The sequence below is a fragment of the Paraburkholderia sp. BR13444 genome (assembly GCF_040948755.1).
GTDB lineage: Bacteria > Pseudomonadota > Gammaproteobacteria > Burkholderiales > Burkholderiaceae > Paraburkholderia > Paraburkholderia youngii.
In genome coordinates this window covers 330,745-350,222 of the sequence record NZ_JBFPKM010000007.1, presented here as the reverse complement: position 1 = coordinate 350,222, position 19,478 = coordinate 330,745, and the positions used below count along the sequence as shown (strand labels likewise).

The following is a 19,478-nucleotide window of genomic DNA, read 5'->3' as shown; positions in this document are numbered from 1 at the left end:
AACGCATTGAACGCATTGAACGCACATACGGAGACGACACCATGAAAATAGGCTTTATCGGACTCGGCAACATGGGCGCGCCGATGGCGCTGAACCTGCTGAAGGCGGGCCACGCGCTCAACGTGTTCGATCTCAGCGCACAGGCCGTGCGCACGCTCGTCGATGCGGGCGCGCAAGCGGCCGGCTCGCCGAAGGCCGCCGCGAGCGACGTCGAATGCGTGATCACGATGCTGCCCGCCGCGGCTCACGTGCGCAGCGTGCTCGTCGCGGACGACGGCATCCTCGCCGGCATTGCGCCGGGCGTGCCGATCATCGATTCGAGCACGATCGATCCCGCCAGCGTGAAGGCGTTTGCCGAACTTGCCGCGGCGCATGGCAACAGCTTCGTCGATGCGCCGGTGTCGGGCGGCACGGGCGGCGCGACGGCGGGCACGCTGACCTTCATGGTCGGCGGCAGCGCGAGCGCGTACGAGCAGGTCAAGCCCGTTCTGCTGGCGATGGGAAAAAACATCGTCCATTGCGGCGATACCGGCACCGGCCAGGTCGCGAAGATCTGCAACAACCTCGTGCTCGGCATCTCGATGGCGGGCGTCGCGGAGGCGATGTCGCTCGGCGAGGCGCTCGGCATCGACACGAAGGTGCTCGGCAGCATCATCAATACGTCGACCGGGCGTTGCTGGAGTTCGGACACGTATAACCCGATGCCGGGCGTGATCGAGACCGCGCCTTCGTCGCGCGGCTATACCGGCGGCTTCGGCACCGACCTGATGCTGAAAGACCTCGGCCTCGCCACCGATGCCGCGCGCGGTGTGCGTCAGCCGGTCTATCTCGGCGCGCTCGCGCAGCAGCTATATCAAACGATGAGCACGAACGGCGCGGGACGTCTGGACTTTTCGGCGGTAATCAAGCTGTATCGCTCGCGAGAGCGCGGCGGTGACGGCCAGGGAGGCACCCAATGATCGAGCTCGATTACGCGCACGACGGCGCCGTTGCGTTGATCACGTTGAAACGGCCGCCCGCGAACGCTTTCACGCCCGACGGTCTGCTGCAATTGCAGCGCATCGTCGAGCAGTTGAACGCCGATGCGCGCGTGCGCGCGCTGGTGATCACCGGCGACGGCCCGAAGTTCTTCAGCGCGGGCGCCGATCTGAACACCTTCGCCGACGGCGCTCGCGAAGTCGCGCGCGCCGCGGCGGCGCGTTTCGGCGCGGCGTTCGAAACGCTGCAAAACGCGCGGCCGGTCGCGATCGCGGCGCTCAACGGCTATGCGATGGGCGGCGGTCTCGAATGCGCGCTCGCATGCGATATCCGCATCGCCGAGCAGCATGCGGTGCTGGCGCTGCCAGAGACCGCGGTCGGCCTGCTGCCTTGCGGCTGCGGCACGCAGACGCTGCCGTGGCTGGTCGGCGAAGGCTGGGCCAAGCGGATGATCCTGACCGGCGAGCGCGTCGATGCGGCGAGCGCGCTGCGCATCGGCCTCGTCGAAGAAGTGGTGGAGCGCGGCGCCGCGCGTGAAGCCGCGCTGAAGATGGCGCAGCGGGTCACCGGTTCGAGTCCGCAGGCGGTCAGCTTCAGCAAGGAACTGATCCATCAGGCGCGGCATGGCGTGCCGCGCGCGGCGGCGCTCGCGCTCGAACGCGAGCGTTTCGTCGATCTGTTCGGTGGCGCCGATCAGCGCGAGGGCGTCAACGCGTTCCTCGAAAAACGCGCGCCGCGCTGGCAGACGAGCCATGCACCAAGGGAGACGCAGCGATGAGCACTTTGCAAAGCGTTGCGGTCGAAGCGCGCAATGCGCCGAATGCGCAAGCCGAAGCGGACGTGCTGTTTCGCGTCGTCAACCGTGTGGCGATCATCACGCTGAACCGCCCTGCTGCGCTCAACGCGCTGTCGCACGCAATGGTGCGCGAGCTCGCCGTGCTGGTCGAGCAATGCCGCACTGATCCCGGAATCGTCGCGCTGGTGCTGAAAGGCGCCGGCGACAAAGGCTTTTGCGCGGGCGGCGACGTGCGCGAGGTGCATCGGCTCGCAACGCAGGGCGACCCGCGCTGGCTCGCGTTCTTCGTCGACGAATACCGGCTCGACTACGCGTTGCACACGTTTCCGAAGCCAGTGGTCGCGCTGCTCGACGGTATCGCGATGGGCGGCGGCATGGGCCTCGGCCAGGCGGCGCGGCTGCGCATCGTGACCGAGCGCAGCCGCATCGCGATGCCGGAGACGCGCATCGGCTTCGTGCCCGATGTCGGCGCGAGCCGCTTTCTGAACGTGATGCCGGCCGAGCTTGCGCTGTATGTCGGGCTGACCGGCGCGACGCTGGCGGGCGCCGATGCGATGCGCCTGCAACTGGCCGACCTGTGCGTGCCGGCCGACTGGCTCGCGAGCTTCGAGGAACGTTTGCAGCGCATGCCGCACGACACATTGGACACCGGGCGCATCGACGCGCTGCGCGCCGTGTTCGAGCCGCCGTGCAACATCGTGCCGCACGCGCCGCTCGGCGCGCTGACGCAACTGATACTGCGCCACTTCGACCGGCGCTCGGGTGTCGAGCGCATCGTCGCGACGCTGCGTCAGGATCTCGAACGCGAACCGCCGCGCGAGGTGCGGCAATGGCTGCAAGCGACCTACGACGCACTGAGCGCCCATTCGCCGACGATGCTGCACGTGACGCGCGAAGCGCTGCTGCGGGGCCGGCAGATGACGCTCGCCGACTGCTTCCGGATGGAACTCGGCATCGTGAAGCGCTCGATCGACGAAGGCGATTTCCGCGAGGGTGTGCGTGCGCAATTGATCGACAAGGACCGCCGGCCGCGCTGGTCGCCGGCGACGCTCGCCGATGTGCAACCCGAGCGCGTGCGGCATTTCCTGAGCTCGCCGTGGCAAGGCGGCGCGCATCCGCTGGCGGCGCTGGGCGCGGGGCATGGCGACTGACTTGTGCGGCATCGCGCATGCCGCAAGGTGTGCGCGGTCAGCGGGGCCCGGCGTCCGCGCGCGAGCCTGGAGCGCGAGCGCCATTGGCTCTGCCTGTCATCACGTGTCCCAACGTCCCACCCAGCAGTCGCCCGATACTGATTGTGGTGTGGCGTACACAGACCACGCGCGTTAATTGACATCCACCCGGGCGCAATCTTAGATAGAGAGTTGAGCCCCGTCCCGACTGGCACAGCCTGCTCACAGCCCTCATCACGGGCGCTCTTCCGACCTACGGTGCGTTCACACGTCACCGTCTCCGATTTTCTCGATCTATCGTTTCTTCGATATCGACCAGCAATGGTGGACCCAAGAGACGTGGGACGAGTATCGCAACAGCTCCGCGGGCGACGGAGTCGGATGAAAGGTCTTTGCTCGTACCGTCGATCCATGCGTTGGGGCGCTGTTACGAAGTGTTGCAACTACAACTTTACCTGAGGGCCGGTTATCCGATTTACTATGCCGTGCCAGAGGACCTTCTGAAGGCCGAAATCTTGCGGTCTTGCGCGAAGGGAAAATCCGCCGAGCAGTGCTGGGAAGAAATGTGCACTTTCCTGCGGGACAAGATCTTTCGCGGCAAGCTGCCGGACGCCGGCAATCTGCAGAAGCAGTGCGTCTATGTGATCGACCGGACCAAGCCTCCTGCATGCTTCATCAATCACGATGCGGGGCTGCTGACGTTCGAGGGCATCGATCTCGACGGGGGCAGCCGGGAACTGCCGCTGCCGGCGAGCTACATGCTCGACGAACGCAGGGAGTGCTACCGTAAGCGAGTGCTTTCGTTCAAGCCCGCGGATGACGATGCCGCGCTGCGGAACCTTTTAAATGGCGCAAAGAACAAGGAACTTTTCCAGCATATCTTTCACGGCTCGAAAGGTGATCATCCTGAACCGGCTCACGGCAAGGATGACGCCAGCGACGCCGCGAAGGGCGCCGTCACGGTCAAGTGACGAAGCGCGGCGCAGTAGTATCGGGAACGGCGCATGCTAGGAATTTTCAGGTTGCTCCGACGCGGATCGTTTCGTCAGAAGCGATCCGCGCCATCATGAAGGCGCGTCGCGCCGTACGTTGGCTGTTTCGTTGCAACGCCAGCAGGCAACTCCACAGTCAAACCTAGCAGGAAGGCACCATGGACAAGAATCGTGTAGAAGGCACAGCGAAGGAGCTCAAGGGCTCGGTCAAGGAAGCGATTGGCAAGGTCACCGGCAATCGCGCGAAGCAGGCCGAAGGAGCGGCCGAGAAAATCGCCGGCAGGATCCAGGCGAGAATCGCCGAAGAAGCCGAAGAGGAACGTGAGCGCGTGAAGAGCTAGCGCGCCGCGGTTTCGTCGCGGTTTCGCCGCGGTTTCGTGCATCCCAGCGTTATCTATCCGGACAGCCCGGTTTCGGGCGCAGCAAAGTCAGGCACGCGAGCCGTGCACTGACGCACCACATGCGTAGCGCCTCGCACGCCGTCGGTGCTCGTCGCGTCGCGCCCTCGCGGCGCGGTGTTCGACACACGCATCGTGTAAATTTCTGTTACGGTCCAGAGTCAGCCGGCGCACTCTTTGCGTCGGTACCGCATCGCCCATTCGAGGACGCGTCATGCTGGGATTCGACGTCGGCGCGGCCAGGAAAGTCTGGACCGCGTCTCTGCTCGCGCTGCTGTTTTTCGTCATCTATGTCGCGTCGACGACGGTGCTCGTCATCGTGTTCGCGGTGTTCTTCAGCTATCTGATCTACCCGATGGTCGCGCTGGTCGAACGCGTGAGGCCGCGCCGCGTGCCGCGCGTCATGTCGATCGCGGTCGTGTTCGTCGTCGTCGTTGCGCTGCTCGCGGTGGTCGGCTCGGTGTTCGGAGTGGAATTGCAGGCTCAGGCGACGCGCCTCTTTTCGCAATTGCCCGGGCTGCTACGCACCGACGTGCCGAACCGTTTGCCGTTGCCGCATTTTCTCGAACCGCTGCGCGAGCGGATCGTCGATTTCCTGCGCAGCCAGATCGAGACCGGCTCCGACAAGGCGGTGCCGTTCGCGCGCAGCCTCGGGCTCGGCGTCGTGCATGCGGCGAGCAACCTGATCTATCTGGTGCTGATACCGATCCTGAGCTTCCTGCTGATCAAGGACGGCGAACGGATGCGCGACGCGTTTCTCGCGTTGCTGAACCGGCGGCATCGCGTGCTGTGGAACGAGATCGTCGACGATGTGAACGTGCTGCTGTCGAAGTACGTGCGCGCGCTGCTGTTCCTGTCGCTCGCCACGCTGTTTTGCTACGGCGTCGCGTTCTCGCTGCTTGGCGTGCCGTACGCATTTCTGCTCGCGGTCAGCGCGGGGCTGCTCGAATTCGTGCCGTTCGCGGGGCCGCTGGCCGCGGTCGCGATCACGCTGGTGGTCGCGGTGTTCAGCGGCTATCCGCACCTGTTGTGGCTGGTGATTTTCATCGGGCTGTACCGGCTGTTTCAGGACTACGTGCTCAATCCGTATCTGATGAGCGAAGGCGTCGAGGTCAGTCCGTTTCTGGTGATCGTCGGACTGCTCGCGGGCGACCAGCTCGGCGGCGTCGCGGGGATCTTTCTCGCGGTGCCCGTGATCGCGACGCTAAAAATCGTGATTGGCCGGGCGCGGGTGTTTTACGCAGCGTCGCACGAACAGGGCGAAGCCGCGCGGCGCGCGCTGACCGGCAGCACCGACGACGAGGCGTAGCGCGCGACCTTGCATCGTTATCCTTCTCCGGCGATGTGGGCTTCGATGCCAGCAGTGCGAGGCATCGTCGCGCCAGCGTCGCTGGCCGGCGCCGCTTCGCGCGGCGCAGCCTTCACACGCGAGACCCACAGCACCGCCGCGCACGCGACCGCCACCGCGGTCCAGCCGACGGTTCCATACCCGGCGATGCGGCCATCGGCCGACGTGCTCAGCATCAGCCCGCCGAGCCACGCGCCGGTGCCCGTGCCAAGCGCCTGCAGCGCGCTGTTCGCGCTCAGGAACGCACCGCGCCGGCTGGGCTCGGGGACCGTGGTCAGCAGCGCCTGCATCGGCACCATGCGGCCGTTCATCAAGACGAGGAAGCACGGGAAGAACAGCACGAGCGCGTAGAACGGCAGGTCCGGCAGATGCGTGACGAACAGCACCGGCACGAACGACAGCAGCGCCGCGCAGCGGAACACGCGCTGCGAGCCGAAGCGGTCGGCGAGCCTGCCGACGAGGCGCGACGTGAAGAAGGTCGCCGCACCGCCGCCCATATACAGCCACGACAGCTGACGCGGCGCGACGCCGTGATTGGCGACCAGCATCGGCGAGATGAACGGAATCACCAGCATGTGCGCGATCATCATCACGAACGTCAGCGCGAACGCATTCAGATGCCGCGGGTTGCTCAGCAGTCTCCACAGCTCGGGCAGCACTTCCGCGAGCGGCGGCTGCCTGCGGCTCAGATGCGCGGCCAGCGACGGCACCTGTCGCGAGGCCGCGAACCACACCAGCAGTGACAACGCGACCAGCAGGAAGAACGGCGCCGCCCAGCCGAACTGCGCGCCGAGCATCACGCCGGCCGGCACGCCGGCGATCGCCGCGAGCGAGAACGCGGTCATGATGGTGCCGGTCGCGGCGCCGCGCCGTTGCAGCGGGATCACGTCGCCGACGATCGCCATGATCACGGAGCCGAGCACGCCGCCCGAGATGCCGGCGAATGCGCGCGCGGCGAGCAGCAGCGCGAAGCTCGACGCGAGCGCGCAGGCAAGGTTCGACAGCACGAACAGCGCGTAGATGGCGAGCAGCAGACGGCGCCGATCGAAGCGGTCAATATAGGTCGCCGCGAACAGGCCCGACAGCCCCGAGCACCACGAATACGCGGACACCGCCGTCGCGAACGCGGCCGGCGCGATCTGGAACGCGCTCATGATCTGCGGGCCGAGCGGCATCATCACCATGAAGTCCATGATGACGGTGAACTGCGTGAGCGCGAGCACCCACAGCAGATGGCGTTCGTGCCGTGCAGTGATTGAGTACATCGATTGATTTCCCTTTGTTGTTGTTCGAAGTACGCCGCTGATGCCGCGCGCCACGTGAGCAGGAGCTCAGTCGTCGATCGTTTCGTGGACCGCGACGGCGCCCTGTTTCCAGTAGCTGGCCGCGCGAATCCGCGCTTTGTCGACGCCGCGCTCGCCGCACAGATGCTGGCGCACCGCGCGGATCGTCGCCGCCTCGCCGGCGGCCCACACGTAGCCTTCGCCGTTCTCCGGCAGCCAGGTGTCGCGCACCGCGTGCAACAGCGCTTCGCCGCGCGCGCCAGTCTGCGTGTCGGCTTCGCTGCGATAGCACCAGACGAGGTGCAGCTCGGCCTGCGTCGTGAACTCGATGCGCGCCGACGGATCGGCGACCTCGATTACCGCGGCGACGCGCGTGCCCGCCGGCAACTCTTCGAGACGTCGTGCGATCGCGGGCAGCGCGGTGTCGTCGCCGATCAGCAGATGCCAGTCGAAGCCGGTCGGAATCACCATTGAGCCGCGCGGGCCGCCGACGCCCAGATACTGGCCCACCTGCGCCTGCGCGGCCCATGTCGCCGCGGGCCCCGCGTCGTGCATCGCGAACTCGATGTCGAGCTCGCGGGCGTCGCGATCGAAACGGCGTGGCGTGAAATCGCGCGCAGTCGGCCGCTTGCCTTCGGGGAACACCGGGCCGTCGGGGCCGGCTTGCGGCAGCGTCGGTTTGTCGGCGCCCGGTTCGGGGAAGAACACCTTGATGTGGTCGTCGAACGACGCTGACACGAAGTCGTGCAGATCGTCGCCGGTGAAGGTCACGCGAATCAGGTGGGGTGTCAGCGCGCGCACCTGCTTGACTTGCAGCAGACGAAACTTCAGCGGATGCCGCACGCGATGCACGGCGAGGTCAGGGCGAGTGAGTTGTTCTTGCATGAGGTGGTGCTCCTGTTCGGTTTGGGAGGACGCGCGGGTTGTCTCGTGGACGAGTGCGCGTTGTCAGACGGTCGGCTCGCTGTCGTTGCCGGTCTTAGCTTTGTCGCCGTTGCTGCCGCCTTCGATTTCGTTGGCCGCGCGCATCAGGATCGCGGCGATGCGGCGCTGCTCGTCGGCCGGCGCGTTGTCGCGGCGCAGCAGCGCGTTCTTCAGCGTGCGGCGCGCTTCGTTCAGCTCCGGCACCCAGCCGCCTTCGCTGACGTCGGCCGGCTCTTCGCCGGCCAACGCGCGGCGCACCGAATCCATCTTGCGGGCGATATGCGAGAGCCGCGCGAACATTAGTTCGACGCGCTCGCGGTTCGCGGCCAGATATTCGCGGCCCGCATCCGCCAGCTCATAGCGCTTGCGGTTGCCTTCGAGCTGCACGGTGACGTAGCCGAGCTCTTCGAGATAGGTCAGTGCCGGGTAGACCATGCCGGGGCTCGGGCTATAGAAACCGTTCGAGCGTGTTTCGAGCGCCTTGATCAATTCGTAGCCGTGACTCGGCTGCGTGTCGATCAGCGATAGCAGCAGCAGTTGCAGATCGTCGGAGCTGAATTTGCGGCCACGCGGGAAGCCATCGCCGTCGCCGCCGAAACCGCCATATCCGCCCATGCCGCCGGGGCCGCCGGGGCCGCCATGACCGCCGAAGCGCGAGCCACGGCCGCCGAAGCGGTGCGCGTGATGACGGCCGAAGCCGTGAAGCAAAACGTGGAACAGGAAGCGTTGACGAGGGTCGGGGGAAGTGGCGGTGTCAGCAGCGTCGCGGCCTGCTGAGCCGCCCGCATGCAGCGACGGATGGCCGAAGCCCGCGTGACAACGGTTCTGCGCGCCGAGCGGGCCGGAAAAACGATGAGGATGACGCATCTGGGAGTCTCCCATGAATGTCGTAAGATGCATCGTAAGATATATATCTTAAGATAGTCTGTCAAACTCTTTTTTATCAGTGCGCTCACAGAACGCGCTCGGCTGGACCGAGTAGTGCGGGAGCAGGCCTGCGCAACCGGTAACCATCGGATTGCGCGATAGGTGACAAGACTTTGCGTCCGGCGTAAGGTCATTCAGCGACCAGCGCACCCTGAAGGACTGGGGCGCGCGTCATTTGGCGATGACACGAACGAATATGTGATGGAGCCTCTATGAGCGCGACCTGGACTGATATTCCGTACGACGCCTGGCGCGGCACATGCGCCGCGTTGCACCTCTACACGCAAATCGCCGGCAAGTACAAGCTCGCCCGAACTCCATGGCTGAACCATTCGTGGCACGCTACGTTGTACGTCAGCGCGCGTGGCCTGACGACGTCGCTTATCCCCGATGCGAGCGGCGTGGAGATCGAGTTCGACTTTCTCGAGCATCGCGTGGTCGGCAGCGCGGCCGATGGACGCAAGGCGCACTTCGCGCTCGTTCCGATGTCGGTTGCACAATTCCACGCCAACTTTTTGGATCTGGTTGCGCAACTCGGTGGCAAACCCGTGTTTCACGGCCGACCCAACGAGATCCCGAACCCCGTGCCGTTCCAGGACGACCATGCAGCGCGCCCCTACGACGCGGATGCCGTGAGCCGATTCTTTCAAGCGCTCGTCACGGTCTGCTGTGTGCTGGAGCGGTTTCGTACCGGCTATATCGGCAAGGTTAGCCCGGTCCATCTTTTCTGGGGCAGCTTCGATCTCGCCGTGACGCGTTTTTCTGGACGCCGCGCGCCGCTCCACCCCGGCGGCGTTCCGGCGCTACCCGATGAAGTGACGCGCGAAGCCTACAGCCACGAAGTATCGTCGGCCGGATTTTGGCCGGGGGGACCGGCGACACCTTTCCCGGCGTTTTACTCTTACGCTTACCCGTCGCCTGACGGCTTTGCCAAGGCAACACCCTTGCCGGCCGGCGCCTATTTCGACGACAAGCTCGGCGAATTCATCCTTCCGTACGAAACCGTCCGCACGTCGAACGATCCCGAGCGAGCGCTGCTGGCTTTTCTCGAGAGCACCTATCAAGCCGCCGCGGATCTCGGCGGCTGGGACCGGGCGGCGCTCGAATGTCGTGGAGGCGAACCGCTCAGGCCGCGACCGGTGGATCACCATTGAGCGAACCCAACTCACCAGATCTGCGAGACCCTTTGCTCTTTGCGAATCCTCTGGTAGGATCTCGCTCCTACGTAGGGGAGTCGCCAAGCTGGCCTAAGGCACCGGATTTTGATTCCGGCATTCGAAGGTTCGAATCCTTCTTCCCCTGCCATCACTCTCCCTCAAACCCTGGATCTATCCAGGTGTCAGTTTCTTTCTAGCTGACATCGCGCACTTCGCTCTCTGTGCGACGACTCCATCCCACATGCAATCGAGCCTTCACACTCGATGCGTCCCATTTTCAGACATTCCGCCAACGTCGATCCTCTGTGAGCGTCCGATTTTGCGACACTTCGCAGCTGCAAATGACACCTCGCTTTCCTCCCTGAACGCCAGCTGAGGAGGGCTTCGTTACTTTCTTCTCCTTTGGCATGGACACTGCCTAGTCGTTGATCGCCGCGCGCAAAAAGACCGGTCCGATGTTGCGTGCATTTCCTGGCCATACATGAACGGAGGAGACTGATCCAGCGATATATAAGATGCGCCAACAGGAGACTTGATGACATCAAGTCACTAAACAAATGACATCCATGCTCTCGCGAAATCGCCGCGCCACACCGAGAATTCTTCCCATCACGGCATCCGCCGTCATCGAGGAGAAGAGCATGTTTGCAATTACCGGTGTGACAGGACAGGTGGGCGGCGCGGCGGCACGCGCGTTACTCGATGCGGGGCACGCGGTGCGTGCCGTGCTGCGCGACGAAAGCAAAGCGGCACCGTGGCGCGAGCGCGGCGCCGAAGTGGCGATGGCGTCGTTCGATGACGCCGACGCGCTCACCGCCGCGTTTCGCGGCACGGCCGGCGTGTTCGTCATGATCGCGCCGAACTTCGCGCCGCTGCCCGGTTATCCGAACGCGCATGCGGCGGCCGCGGTGCTGAAGGAGGCGCTGTCGAAGGCGCGGCCGGGGAGGGTGGCGGCGTTGTCGTCGGTGGGCGGGCAGCGCGAAACGGGGCTCGGCCTGATCACGCAGGTGCATATTCTCGAGCAGGCGCTCGCTGATCTGTCGATCCCAACCGCGATCCTGCGGCCGGCCTGGTTCATGGAGAACTCGCTGTGGGACATCGCCCCGGCGCGCACATCCGGCGTGATGCCGAGCTTTCTGCAGCCGCTCGAACGTGCGTTTCCAATGGTCGCGACCGCGGATATCGGCTACGTCGTTGCGCAGACGCTCACGCAGTCCTGGCAGGGGCGGCGCGTGATCGAGATCGAGGGGCCGCGGCGCTATACGCAGCGCGAGATCGCCGAGATGCTCGGCGACCTGCTCGAACGCCCGGTCGAAGCGCGCACGGTGCCGCGCGAGCAGTGGCAAGCGCAGTTTCAGGCCCAAGGCACCGAGTGGCCCGCACCGCGGATCGAGATGCTCGACGGCTTCAATTCGGGGTGGATCGACTTCGAGGATGGCGTGAACGAGCGGGTGGTCGGGACGACCTCTTATCGGGCGGTGCTGGAGCAGTTGGTGAGGCGGGAAGGATAAGCCGGGTCTCGTGCGGGGCCGCGCTCGAGGCTGCAGGACCGTATGAAGCCGCCCCGCAACCGGGCCCCGCGCGCGTGCTAATCTTGCTCCCTTCGCGGACGTCCCGCGTCAGAGCAGACACCATGACGGAAGCCTTCGATCCGGACGGCATCGAGCAAGCGGTCTTCGTGGTCGGCGAGCGCCATGCGACGCTGGACGAGCCGTGGCGCGCGTATCGGCGCGCGCATCTGATTCACGTCAGCGAAGGCGTGCTGACGGTGCGCACGAAGTCCGGCCGCTGGGTCGTGCCGCCCGCCCGCGCGCTGTGGATCGCCGCGAATACGTTGCACTGCCTGCACGCGAGGCGGCCCGTGCAGTTGTATTCGCTCTACGTCGCGACCGATTCCGCGATGGACGACCCCGCCGACCCCGCCGCCGACCCCGCCGCCGACCCCGCGCCGCTACCCACGCAAACCGGCGCGCTCATCCCCGACACGCTGGTGCAGGCGCTGCTCGCCGCCGCGGCCGATCTGCCGCACGATCGCCCTCCCGACGAACCCGCCCGCCGTCTGCTGCAGGTGCTGCTGGATCGCGTCGCCGGCTTGCCCGCCGCGCCGCTCGGCCTGAACTGGCCGGGCGATCCGCGCGCGCAGCGCATCGCCGAGGCGCTCAGCGCGAATCCGGCGCAATCGCTGGTGCTCGAGGAACTCGCCGCGGCTGCCGGCGTGACCGCGCGCACGGCCGCGCGTCTGTTCGCGAAGGAAACGGGGCAGACCTTCGGGCAATGGCGCCAGCAGTTGCGTCTGCTAGCCGCGCTCGAACATCTCGGCGCAGGTGAGAGCGTCACGCAGGTGGCGCTCGAAGTCGGCTATAACGACGTGTCGTCGTTTATCGCGGTGTTTCGCGATGCGTTCGGCGACACGCCGGCGCGCTATTTCCGCTGACGCAAGCTCGCCGCCACTGCGCAGCCACCGCGCGAGCGACGCCGTCGCGCGAAACCGAAGCTGCGTCAATGCGCGCCGGCCGCATCCGGGCCGCCGCCGCCCTTGGCTGGCCGCGTAATCCAGATCAGCGGAATGATCAGCACGAAGATGATCGCCGACACAAAGAAGATGTCGTTCAGGCCCATCATCGCGGCCTGGGTGTTCACGGTGAAATCGAACAGCGCATGCGCCGATTGCGGACTCAGATGCAGCACCGACTCCGTGTTGTCGATCTGCTGCGCGAACAACGGGTTGTCGACCGACGCCTGTTCGGTGAGCCGCACGTGATGCAGGATCGTGCGGTTGTTCCATGCGGTACCCGCGATCGACGTGCCTACCGCGCCGCAGAACACGCGCACGAAATTCGACAGACCCGCCGCCGCCGGAATCCGGCTCTGCGGCTGGCCGGACAGGATGATCGCCGTCAGCGGCACGAAGAACAGCGCCATCGGAATGCCTTGCAGCAGCGTCGGCAGCACGAGGTGCCACGTGTCGACCTCGATCACGTACTTCGAGCGCATGTAGAACACGATCGCGAAGCCGACGAACGCGACCGTCGAGATCACGCGTGCGTCCGAATGCGGCAGCACGCGGCCGAGTATCGGCGCGAGAATGATCGCGAAGATGCCGAGCGGTGCGGTGACGAGACCGGCGTCGATCGATCGGTAGTTCAGATACTCCTGCATCCATTGCGGCAGCAGCACCAGATTGCCGAAAAACACCCCGTATGCAACCGAAATCGCGATCGTGCCGCCAAGAAAATTGCGCTGCTGAAAGAGCCGCAGATCGACGATCGGATGCTCCTCGGTCAGCTCCCAGACGAGGAAAAACGCAAAGCTGATCAGCGCGACGAGGCCGAGAATCGAGATCACCGGCGACGAGAACCAGTCGAGATCCTTGCCCTTGTCGAGCATGATCTGCAGCGACGCGACCCACGTGATCAGCAGGCCGAGACCGACCACGTCGATCGGCGGTCTGCGGGTCGGCGATTCGCGATTGCGGTAGATCATCCACGTGACGCCGGCCGCGAACAGGCCGACCGGGATGTTGATGTAGAAGATCCACGACCAGCTATAACTATCGGTGATCCAGCCGCCGAGCGCCGGACCCGCGATCGGACCGACGGTGGCGGTCATCGCCCACAGCGCGAGCGCGGTCGACGATTTCTCTTTCGGATACGAGCCGAGCAGGATCGCCTGCGACAACGGAATCAGAGGGCCGGCCACGGCGCCCTGGAATACCCGCGCGAGCAGCAGGATCGGCAGCGTCGGCGCGACGCCGCACAGCCAGGACGCAAGCGTGAACGACAGGATCGCGCCGACGAACAGCTTGACCTGGCCGATGCGCTGCGTGAGCCAGCCGGTCAGCGGAATCGCCACTGCGTTGGAGGCCGCGAACACGGTGATCACCCATGTGCCTTCGTCGACCGAGACGCCGAGGTTGCCCGAAATGGTCGGAATCGCGACGTTGGCGATCGACGTATCCAGCACGTTCATGAAGGTGGCGAGCGCCACCGCGATCGTCGCGAGAACCAGCCGGCCGCCTTCGAGAGGCGCGGGCGGCGGCGGTGGCGCGGGGGGCTGAGGCGGCGGCGACGCGGCATCAGGCGCGGCGTTGGGCTGGCTCAAACGGTGTTCTCCGGATTGTTTTGCCTCGGGCCGCGCGCCACGGCGGCGGCTCCGTCGATGCGCAAAAGCATACCCGCATTCGCCCGCCGGCGTCGGCCACAGCAGCGGCCACAGCAGCGGCCGATGCGGCTCCCGGCGACGCGAACGCGGCACGCGGCGTATGCTCGCGGCTAAGGCTGAGCCACCAAGGCCAGAACCACTAAACCACGGAAAAAAGGACACCACCATGAGTTGGCAGCAATTCGAACACGGCTGGCGGCGCGCGCCGAATACGGCACCGCAGGACGCGCCCGCGACGAGCCTCGTCGTGCTGATGCACGGCGTCGGCAGCAACGCGCGCGATCTGATGCCGCTCGCCGATATCTGGAGCGAGGAGCTGCCCGGCACGGCCTTCGTGTCGCTCGACGGCACCGACCCGTTCGACGGCGGCTTCGGCGGCCGCCAGTGGTTCAGCCTGCGCGACGTCGACGGGGCGAACCGCGAGGCGCGCGTCGCCGCCGCCTATCCGGCGCTGCGCCGGGTGCTCGATGGTGAGCTCGCGCATTGGCAGTTGTCTTTCGATCGGCTTGCGCTGGTCGGTTTTTCGCAAGGTTCGATCATGGCGCTGCATCACGTCGCGTCGAGCGCGGAGGGCGCGGCGGGCGTCGTCGCGTATTCGGGGCGGCTCGCCTCGCCGATCGTTTCGTCGAACCGCGCGACGCCGCTCACGCTGGTCCACGGCGAGGACGACGAGGTGATCCCGGTGCGCGAACTCGAATTCGCGGCCGACGCTTTCAGCGCCGCCGGCTATCCGGTCGACGCCTACATGCTGCCCGGCGTCGGCCACACGATCACCGCCGACGGTGTCGCGCTCGGCCGTGACGCGCTGGAACGCGCGCTGGGCAAGCTGTCGCGCGATTGACACAACTCTGATAGAAAGCGGGCCTAAAGATTCTGATGAGCTTGCCGTCATACGGGCAATAGCTTGAAAATCACCCCCGCCGCGCGGGAAGCGCAACGCCCAGCGGGCGTGTCGCGCGGCTTCGGGGACCCGGGGGCGCATTTCCAGACCGCCCAAGAAGGCGGATAACGACACATCAGAGCCTGCATATGGCCAGACCGACGCCGCATTACCCGCTCTTTGAGCGACTGTTCCGCTACTCCGTGGCGGTGGATCTCGGCACGGCCAACACCCTTATCTATACCGACGACGGCGGCGTCGTGCTGAACCAGCCGTCCGTCGTGTGTTTCGAGACGCAGCCCTCGAGCGGGGCGAAACGGATCGCCGCGATCGGCGCCGAGGCGCACCAGCTGCTCGGCCGCGCGCCGCGCAATCTCGAAACGGTGCGGCCGATGCGCCACGGCGTCATCGCCAACTTCACGGCCGCCGAACACATGATTAAGCAATTCGTCGACATGGCGCGGCCGCGCTCGCTGTTCAGCCGGCGCGCGGCATTCACGCTGTGCGTGCCGGCCGCGGCGACCCATGTCGAGCGCCGCGCGATCCGCGAAGCGGCCGAGGCGGCCGGCGCGTGGAAGGTCAGCCTGATCGGCGAATCGCTCGCGGCCGCGCTCGGCGCGGGCCTGCCGGTGCGCGATGCGACCGGCTCGATGGTGGTCGACATCGGCGGCGGCACCACCGAGGTCGGCGTGATCGCGCTGGGCGGCACCGCGTATAGCGGCTCGGTGCGCGTCGGCGGCGACAATTTCGATGCGGCGATCATCAGCTACGTGCGCAATCTGTACGGTGTGCTGCTCGGCGAGCAGACCGCCGAGCACGTGAAGAGAGCCATCGCCTCGGCCGTGCACGACGTGCCGCTCGAGCAGATCAACGCAACCGGCCGCAGCGTCGACGACGGGCTACCGCGCACGGTGCAGCTGAGCAACCGCGATATTTCGGAGGCGATCGAAGCGCCGCTGAGTCAGGTGATCGGCGCGGTGAAGCGCGGGCTCGAATCGGCCCCCGCCGAACTCATCACGGACATCGCGTACAAGGGCATCGTGCTGACCGGTGGCGGTGCGCTGCTCCGCAATCTGGGGCGGCGTTTGAGTGAGGAAACCGGCCTCGACGTGCACGTCGCCGACGAACCGCTGACCTGCGCGGTGCGCGGCGCTGGGGCGGCGGCAGCGGCGGGGTGGGTGGATGAGGCTGGGGACGCGTGAGCGGTGGGCGGGGGCTTGGTTGTCTGCTAAATTGCGTAGCACTGGCTGACATCGAATCTTCCGCGCGCGGCGACGACCAGTGGATTACGCGTTCAGAAGGCGCTTCAATTCGTCGAGAAACGATGCAGTCCTATGAGTCCACAACTTAGGGTCAAACTGCGAGCCATTTGCTTCTTCGAAAGCAGCGTCCAGATGGTAGGAATCTGCCTTCCAGAAACTCTCGATTTCAACAAGGATGCCCTTGATGCTTCCTGTTGACCTATCCCCTTTATAGCAACCTACGATAGCTTCGATGGTGCTGCCCCAGTACGAGCAATCCTCGTTGAGATACACACCAAAAAGCTGATTGAGTTCGGGATACAGAGGATTTTCATTCATAAGCGCTTCTCACCGATCGACGAAAGCCGTCATGAACGTAATACGGCATGCCATTGTATGTCTCACCCTTGAGACAGCCAGAACCTTTAATGTCCCGCCGAGGCGGGTCTATGTTCGCGTGCTTACGGGCTGGTGGGTGTGGTCGGTGGCCAAAGCCTTGGATCGTCGCACATCCATTCACAGCTATCCTTGCAAATCGGACTTAATTCTATTTCGATCTGATTGACACGAGTCTTGCCATCGGGAAGTTTTTGCGCAAACACCTCGCTCAGAGTTTTAGGCTCTACATATATGTCCGGACTCGGGATTCCAAGTTTCCTTAGATATCCTTTCACCACCTCACCACGGCGATCCTGCAAGATATCCAGATCGCGCTCGCCGATATATGCGCCAGCGATTACGATTGCCTGAATCCGCACATCTGGCCATTTCTGCGCCTCTTTCACAGCCTTTTCGATTGACAGCCGGTTATCCTTCGTGAGTGCAGTGCTGTTGAACGGCAGTTGCAGTTCTACATGCTCCACGAAGCGACATCCAGTGCTGGATGGCTTATGCTTCGCCACGGCGTCGATTGATTGCTCTGCGAAGGCTGGTCCGCAAAGACCTGCGCATAAGCCAAGCACGGCGACAAGTGTGCGGTATCGAAAGCTCATTTCTTTTCCTCTACGTCTTTATCGAATGTCGCTATATATCCGGTTATGCTATCTGCGTTTCTAATCGCCTCTTCTCGATGGTTCGCCGCCCATATTCGCGCCCCGGATTCCGTATCGAGATAGATCTCGTCTCGCGAATCAAACGTGTCCCTGAAGTGCGTACATTCGTGGATTATTGTTTTTATTTTGCACGGTTTCCACAATTTACCGAATGGGCTGCTGCAAAACGCGGAATAGATTGCGATGACCCGATTTTCCGAATCAGGCTTGCACACCGCAGCATGGTTCTTACCCGAATCCGGCTTGGGTACACACGACAGCATCCTATTCGTATCACTGTCGAATCGTACGATCTTCTCCGGCGCCAGTTGCTCCATTGCGGCGAGCAATCGCGGCAGCCCAGCGCTCAGTACCATTTTTGTGGTCTCGTCCGCGCGGGCAAAGAAAGTTTTCACGCGCTCCTGCTCCTTCTCGTCCCAACGCGCAAGACCCTCAATGCGTCTCTTGATTAACTCGGCACCGATATCACGTGCCCGCATGACCTCCTTTCTGAATTCCTTGTTGCTCATGTTTGGACAGATAGGCGTCGTATTGATTACGACATTGGATATTGACCCAGGAGTGGTATTGGTAATGGCTGTGCCGACCTCGGTCCATTCTTCATTCTCGTCGGTTTTGAAGTATTGGCTATTCTTGGTCAGAAATTCATTTGTCATGTGTTCACCAGTGGTAAAAGACTTACCTGCTGTCTACCGCTATTGCCCGGCAACTTCGATGGAAACCTGGTTTGCGTTATCTGTCGAAACACGCTGGGTACGCCCTTGGGAATCGGTGACACCTTTCGCGATAACCCTCGAACCGACGCTAATCCTGTAGCGCACCCCCGCCTGTCGCTTGCCGGTGGAGTCTCTTAGCTCGAACTGCTCATTGAACCGTTTGGGGGAGCGTCCGCGACAGTTGCACGCCCATGCGCAACCCAGCGCTTCGGCCATGGCGTAGCCGGATTTCATCTTGCGAACCCTGTCAAACGGAAAGAACTCGCCGGTTTCGGCGTTCAGGGCCTGTGCGTGCGGCATCGGCGGGAACTTTGAGTAGATCGAATAGGTGATACGGCAAAGGTCGCATTCTTCCTCGACTGTCCAATCCGTTCCACTGCTTTGCTGTTTCAGTAGCTCCATTGCACTCCTCAAGAGTTTTCAGGTGATACCTCGCGAATTAACCATCGAAGCGGACCACGGTCAACCGCATTAATTCGGGATAAGTCCGTTTTGACAACTATTTACGATTTCGTTGATCGCAACGAGACATTAAAATCATCCATCGCCCATTCTGTGCCGCTGTGGTCGCCTGCTAGCTTGGCAGTCCCAATAGCTACAGGAGTTCGGAATGTCGTATCAACAGGATCCGGATGGCGTGCGCGTGGTGCTCAGTGCGCCGCAACTGGCCGCGGTGCTCTCCCGCCAGTCGATCAGCCCCTCGGAGATGCTTTCCAATCGTCTATGGGGCGGTTTGCAGGTTGTCGGCGGAGTGCTTGAAATGATCGGAGCGGCAGCGCTTTGTGTGCTGCCGGAACCGACGATGACGAGCAAGGCCGGATGTGTTGTGTTCGGCGTACATGGCTCAGATACCGCGTCGGCGGGTTTGCGCCAAATCTGGACGGGCCAAGACACGGCCACATTGATCCAACAGGGCACAACGAAGCTGGCTGCGGCGATGAAAGCCAGTCCTGATATAGCGAACAATATCGGCTTGTCGGTTGATATCGTCGTGCCGTTCAGCTTTGCCGGTTCGATCAGGGCGGTACGCGCCGCCAGCGTTACGATGGGCCGGATCAATCTGATTGAGCATGAGGCCCAAGTTGGCAGCCGGGTTGGTGGGCATACAATCGCAAAGCATGTAGGACGAACCGAGGCACAATTGCGCGCCAGGCTGGCTGCCGAAAGTCGCATTGACATCGCATCCTCGTTTACGGATATACGCGCCGCTGAAAGTGCAATTTCAAAGGTTATGCAACTCAACTCTTCGAGGGTGAAGGTATGGGCAGCCAGAAATGACATACGTCTATGCCTGATTCATGACGTAGGATCACCTGTAGGCTATGGAGTGACTCGATCAACAGGGAAACTTGTGCCGTTGAGCAAGGTAAAGATGTTTATAAAGCGTGAATCCCATAACGGCATGCCGTACTACATTCTCACGGCGTATCTTGAGCTCTGATGCCAAACTTTGTGC

20 protein-coding genes and 1 tRNA gene are annotated in these 19,478 nt (G+C 63.8%); 13 read left to right on the top strand and 8 right to left on the bottom strand.

Annotation, left to right across the window (positions count from 1 at the left end):
- Positions 1 to 41: 41 nt before the first annotated feature.
- From mmsB to AB3X95_RS21950, 6 genes are all read left to right on the top strand, one after another.
- Positions 42 to 959 carry a 3-hydroxyisobutyrate dehydrogenase gene (gene mmsB / locus AB3X95_RS21975; RefSeq protein WP_176367193.1) on the top strand — a complete coding sequence of 306 codons (918 nt, stop codon included), beginning with the start codon at positions 42 to 44 and terminating at the stop codon, positions 957 to 959.
- The gene (locus AB3X95_RS21970; RefSeq protein ID WP_368622533.1) at positions 956 to 1,756 is read left to right on the top strand and encodes an enoyl-CoA hydratase; all 801 of its coding nucleotides are present in this window, start codon (positions 956 to 958) and stop codon (positions 1,754 to 1,756) included. The genes mmsB and AB3X95_RS21970 overlap by 4 nt, the downstream gene beginning before the upstream one ends.
- Entirely contained in the window at positions 1,753 to 2,925 is a 1,173-nt protein-coding gene (locus tag AB3X95_RS21965; protein WP_368622532.1) for an enoyl-CoA hydratase/isomerase family protein, read from the top strand. Before AB3X95_RS21970 ends, AB3X95_RS21965 begins: the two co-directional genes overlap by 4 nt.
- A 410-nt stretch (positions 2,926 to 3,335) precedes the next feature.
- Complete coding sequence (locus AB3X95_RS21960) at positions 3,336 to 3,914, top strand: hypothetical protein (RefSeq protein WP_368622531.1); 579 nt, start codon at positions 3,336 to 3,338, stop codon at positions 3,912 to 3,914.
- A gap of 179 nt (positions 3,915 to 4,093) precedes the next feature.
- Complete coding sequence (locus AB3X95_RS21955) at positions 4,094 to 4,276, top strand: CsbD family protein (RefSeq protein WP_176123904.1); 183 nt, start codon at positions 4,094 to 4,096, stop codon at positions 4,274 to 4,276.
- Positions 4,277 to 4,547: 271 nt separating this feature from the next.
- Positions 4,548 to 5,642 carry an AI-2E family transporter gene (locus AB3X95_RS21950; protein WP_176367196.1) on the top strand — a complete coding sequence of 365 codons (1,095 nt, stop codon included), beginning with the start codon at positions 4,548 to 4,550 and terminating at the stop codon, positions 5,640 to 5,642.
- 17 nt (positions 5,643 to 5,659) lie between these two features.
- Here AB3X95_RS21950 and AB3X95_RS21945 read toward each other — a convergent pair whose 3' ends face one another.
- The 3 genes from AB3X95_RS21945 to AB3X95_RS21935 all read right to left on the bottom strand — a co-directional run bounded on the left by AB3X95_RS21945 (position 5,660) and on the right by AB3X95_RS21935 (position 8,755).
- The gene (locus tag AB3X95_RS21945; RefSeq protein ID WP_368622530.1) at positions 5,660 to 6,946 is read right to left on the bottom strand and encodes an MFS transporter; all 1,287 of its coding nucleotides are present in this window, start codon (positions 6,944 to 6,946) and stop codon (positions 5,660 to 5,662) included.
- A 66-nt stretch (positions 6,947 to 7,012) separates the two neighbouring features.
- The gene (locus tag AB3X95_RS21940) at positions 7,013 to 7,849 is read right to left on the bottom strand and encodes a siderophore-interacting protein (RefSeq protein WP_176123849.1); all 837 of its coding nucleotides are present in this window, start codon (positions 7,847 to 7,849) and stop codon (positions 7,013 to 7,015) included.
- Between the two features lie 63 nt (positions 7,850 to 7,912).
- Positions 7,913 to 8,755: a PadR family transcriptional regulator gene (locus tag AB3X95_RS21935; protein ID WP_368622529.1), complete on the bottom strand. Its 843-nt coding sequence runs from the start codon at positions 8,753 to 8,755 to the stop codon at positions 7,913 to 7,915.
- A gap of 272 nt (positions 8,756 to 9,027) precedes the next feature.
- Between AB3X95_RS21935 and AB3X95_RS21930 the strand changes: the two genes are divergently transcribed.
- The 4 genes from AB3X95_RS21930 to AB3X95_RS21915 all read left to right on the top strand — a co-directional run bounded on the left by AB3X95_RS21930 (position 9,028) and on the right by AB3X95_RS21915 (position 12,406).
- Positions 9,028 to 9,969 (top strand): DUF5996 family protein, encoded by a 942-nt coding sequence (locus AB3X95_RS21930; RefSeq protein WP_176367236.1) that lies wholly within the window; start codon positions 9,028 to 9,030, stop codon positions 9,967 to 9,969.
- 73 nt (positions 9,970 to 10,042) lie between these two features.
- Positions 10,043 to 10,120: transfer RNA gene (locus AB3X95_RS21925), tRNA-Gln, on the top strand.
- 493 nt (positions 10,121 to 10,613) lie between these two features.
- Positions 10,614 to 11,483: an NmrA family NAD(P)-binding protein gene (locus AB3X95_RS21920; RefSeq protein ID WP_368622528.1), complete on the top strand. Its 870-nt coding sequence runs from the start codon at positions 10,614 to 10,616 to the stop codon at positions 11,481 to 11,483.
- Between the two features lie 122 nt (positions 11,484 to 11,605).
- On the top strand, positions 11,606 to 12,406 hold the full coding sequence (locus tag AB3X95_RS21915; RefSeq protein WP_368622527.1) for a helix-turn-helix transcriptional regulator: 801 nt from the start codon (positions 11,606 to 11,608) through the stop codon (positions 12,404 to 12,406).
- A gap of 65 nt (positions 12,407 to 12,471) precedes the next feature.
- Here the strand turns inward: AB3X95_RS21915 and AB3X95_RS21910 are convergent, their stop codons facing one another.
- Positions 12,472 to 14,073, bottom strand: a complete 1,602-nt coding sequence (locus tag AB3X95_RS21910; protein WP_176123845.1) for a DHA2 family efflux MFS transporter permease subunit — start codon at positions 14,071 to 14,073, stop codon at positions 12,472 to 12,474.
- Positions 14,074 to 14,299: 226 nt separating this feature from the next.
- Between AB3X95_RS21910 and AB3X95_RS21905 the strand changes: the two genes are divergently transcribed.
- Both AB3X95_RS21905 and AB3X95_RS21900 read left to right on the top strand, forming a co-directional pair.
- Complete coding sequence (locus AB3X95_RS21905) at positions 14,300 to 14,974, top strand: alpha/beta hydrolase (protein ID WP_368622526.1); 675 nt, start codon at positions 14,300 to 14,302, stop codon at positions 14,972 to 14,974.
- 188 nt (positions 14,975 to 15,162) lie between these two features.
- The gene (locus AB3X95_RS21900) at positions 15,163 to 16,215 is read left to right on the top strand and encodes a rod shape-determining protein (RefSeq protein WP_368622525.1); all 1,053 of its coding nucleotides are present in this window, start codon (positions 15,163 to 15,165) and stop codon (positions 16,213 to 16,215) included.
- An 84-nt stretch (positions 16,216 to 16,299) separates the two neighbouring features.
- On the opposite strand, the gene AB3X95_RS21895 is transcribed toward AB3X95_RS21900, so the two are convergent.
- The 4 genes from AB3X95_RS21895 to AB3X95_RS21880 all read right to left on the bottom strand — a co-directional run bounded on the left by AB3X95_RS21895 (position 16,300) and on the right by AB3X95_RS21880 (position 18,424).
- Positions 16,300 to 16,593 carry a contact-dependent growth inhibition system immunity protein gene (locus AB3X95_RS21895; protein WP_368622524.1) on the bottom strand — a complete coding sequence of 98 codons (294 nt, stop codon included), beginning with the start codon at positions 16,591 to 16,593 and terminating at the stop codon, positions 16,300 to 16,302.
- Positions 16,594 to 16,715: 122 nt separating this feature from the next.
- The gene (locus AB3X95_RS21890) at positions 16,716 to 17,246 is read right to left on the bottom strand and encodes a hypothetical protein (protein ID WP_368622523.1); all 531 of its coding nucleotides are present in this window, start codon (positions 17,244 to 17,246) and stop codon (positions 16,716 to 16,718) included.
- Entirely contained in the window at positions 17,243 to 17,962 is a 720-nt protein-coding gene (locus AB3X95_RS21885) for a M35 family metallo-endopeptidase (protein ID WP_368622522.1), read from the bottom strand. Before AB3X95_RS21885 ends, AB3X95_RS21890 begins: the two co-directional genes overlap by 4 nt.
- 39 nt (positions 17,963 to 18,001) lie before the next feature.
- Positions 18,002 to 18,424, bottom strand: coding sequence for a hypothetical protein (locus AB3X95_RS21880; RefSeq protein ID WP_368622521.1), 423 nt, complete (start codon positions 18,422 to 18,424; stop codon positions 18,002 to 18,004).
- A 208-nt stretch (positions 18,425 to 18,632) separates the two neighbouring features.
- Between AB3X95_RS21880 and AB3X95_RS21875 the strand changes: the two genes are divergently transcribed.
- On the top strand, positions 18,633 to 19,463 hold the full coding sequence (locus AB3X95_RS21875) for an RNase A-like domain-containing protein (protein ID WP_368622520.1): 831 nt from the start codon (positions 18,633 to 18,635) through the stop codon (positions 19,461 to 19,463).
- Positions 19,464 to 19,478 lie beyond the last annotated feature (15 nt).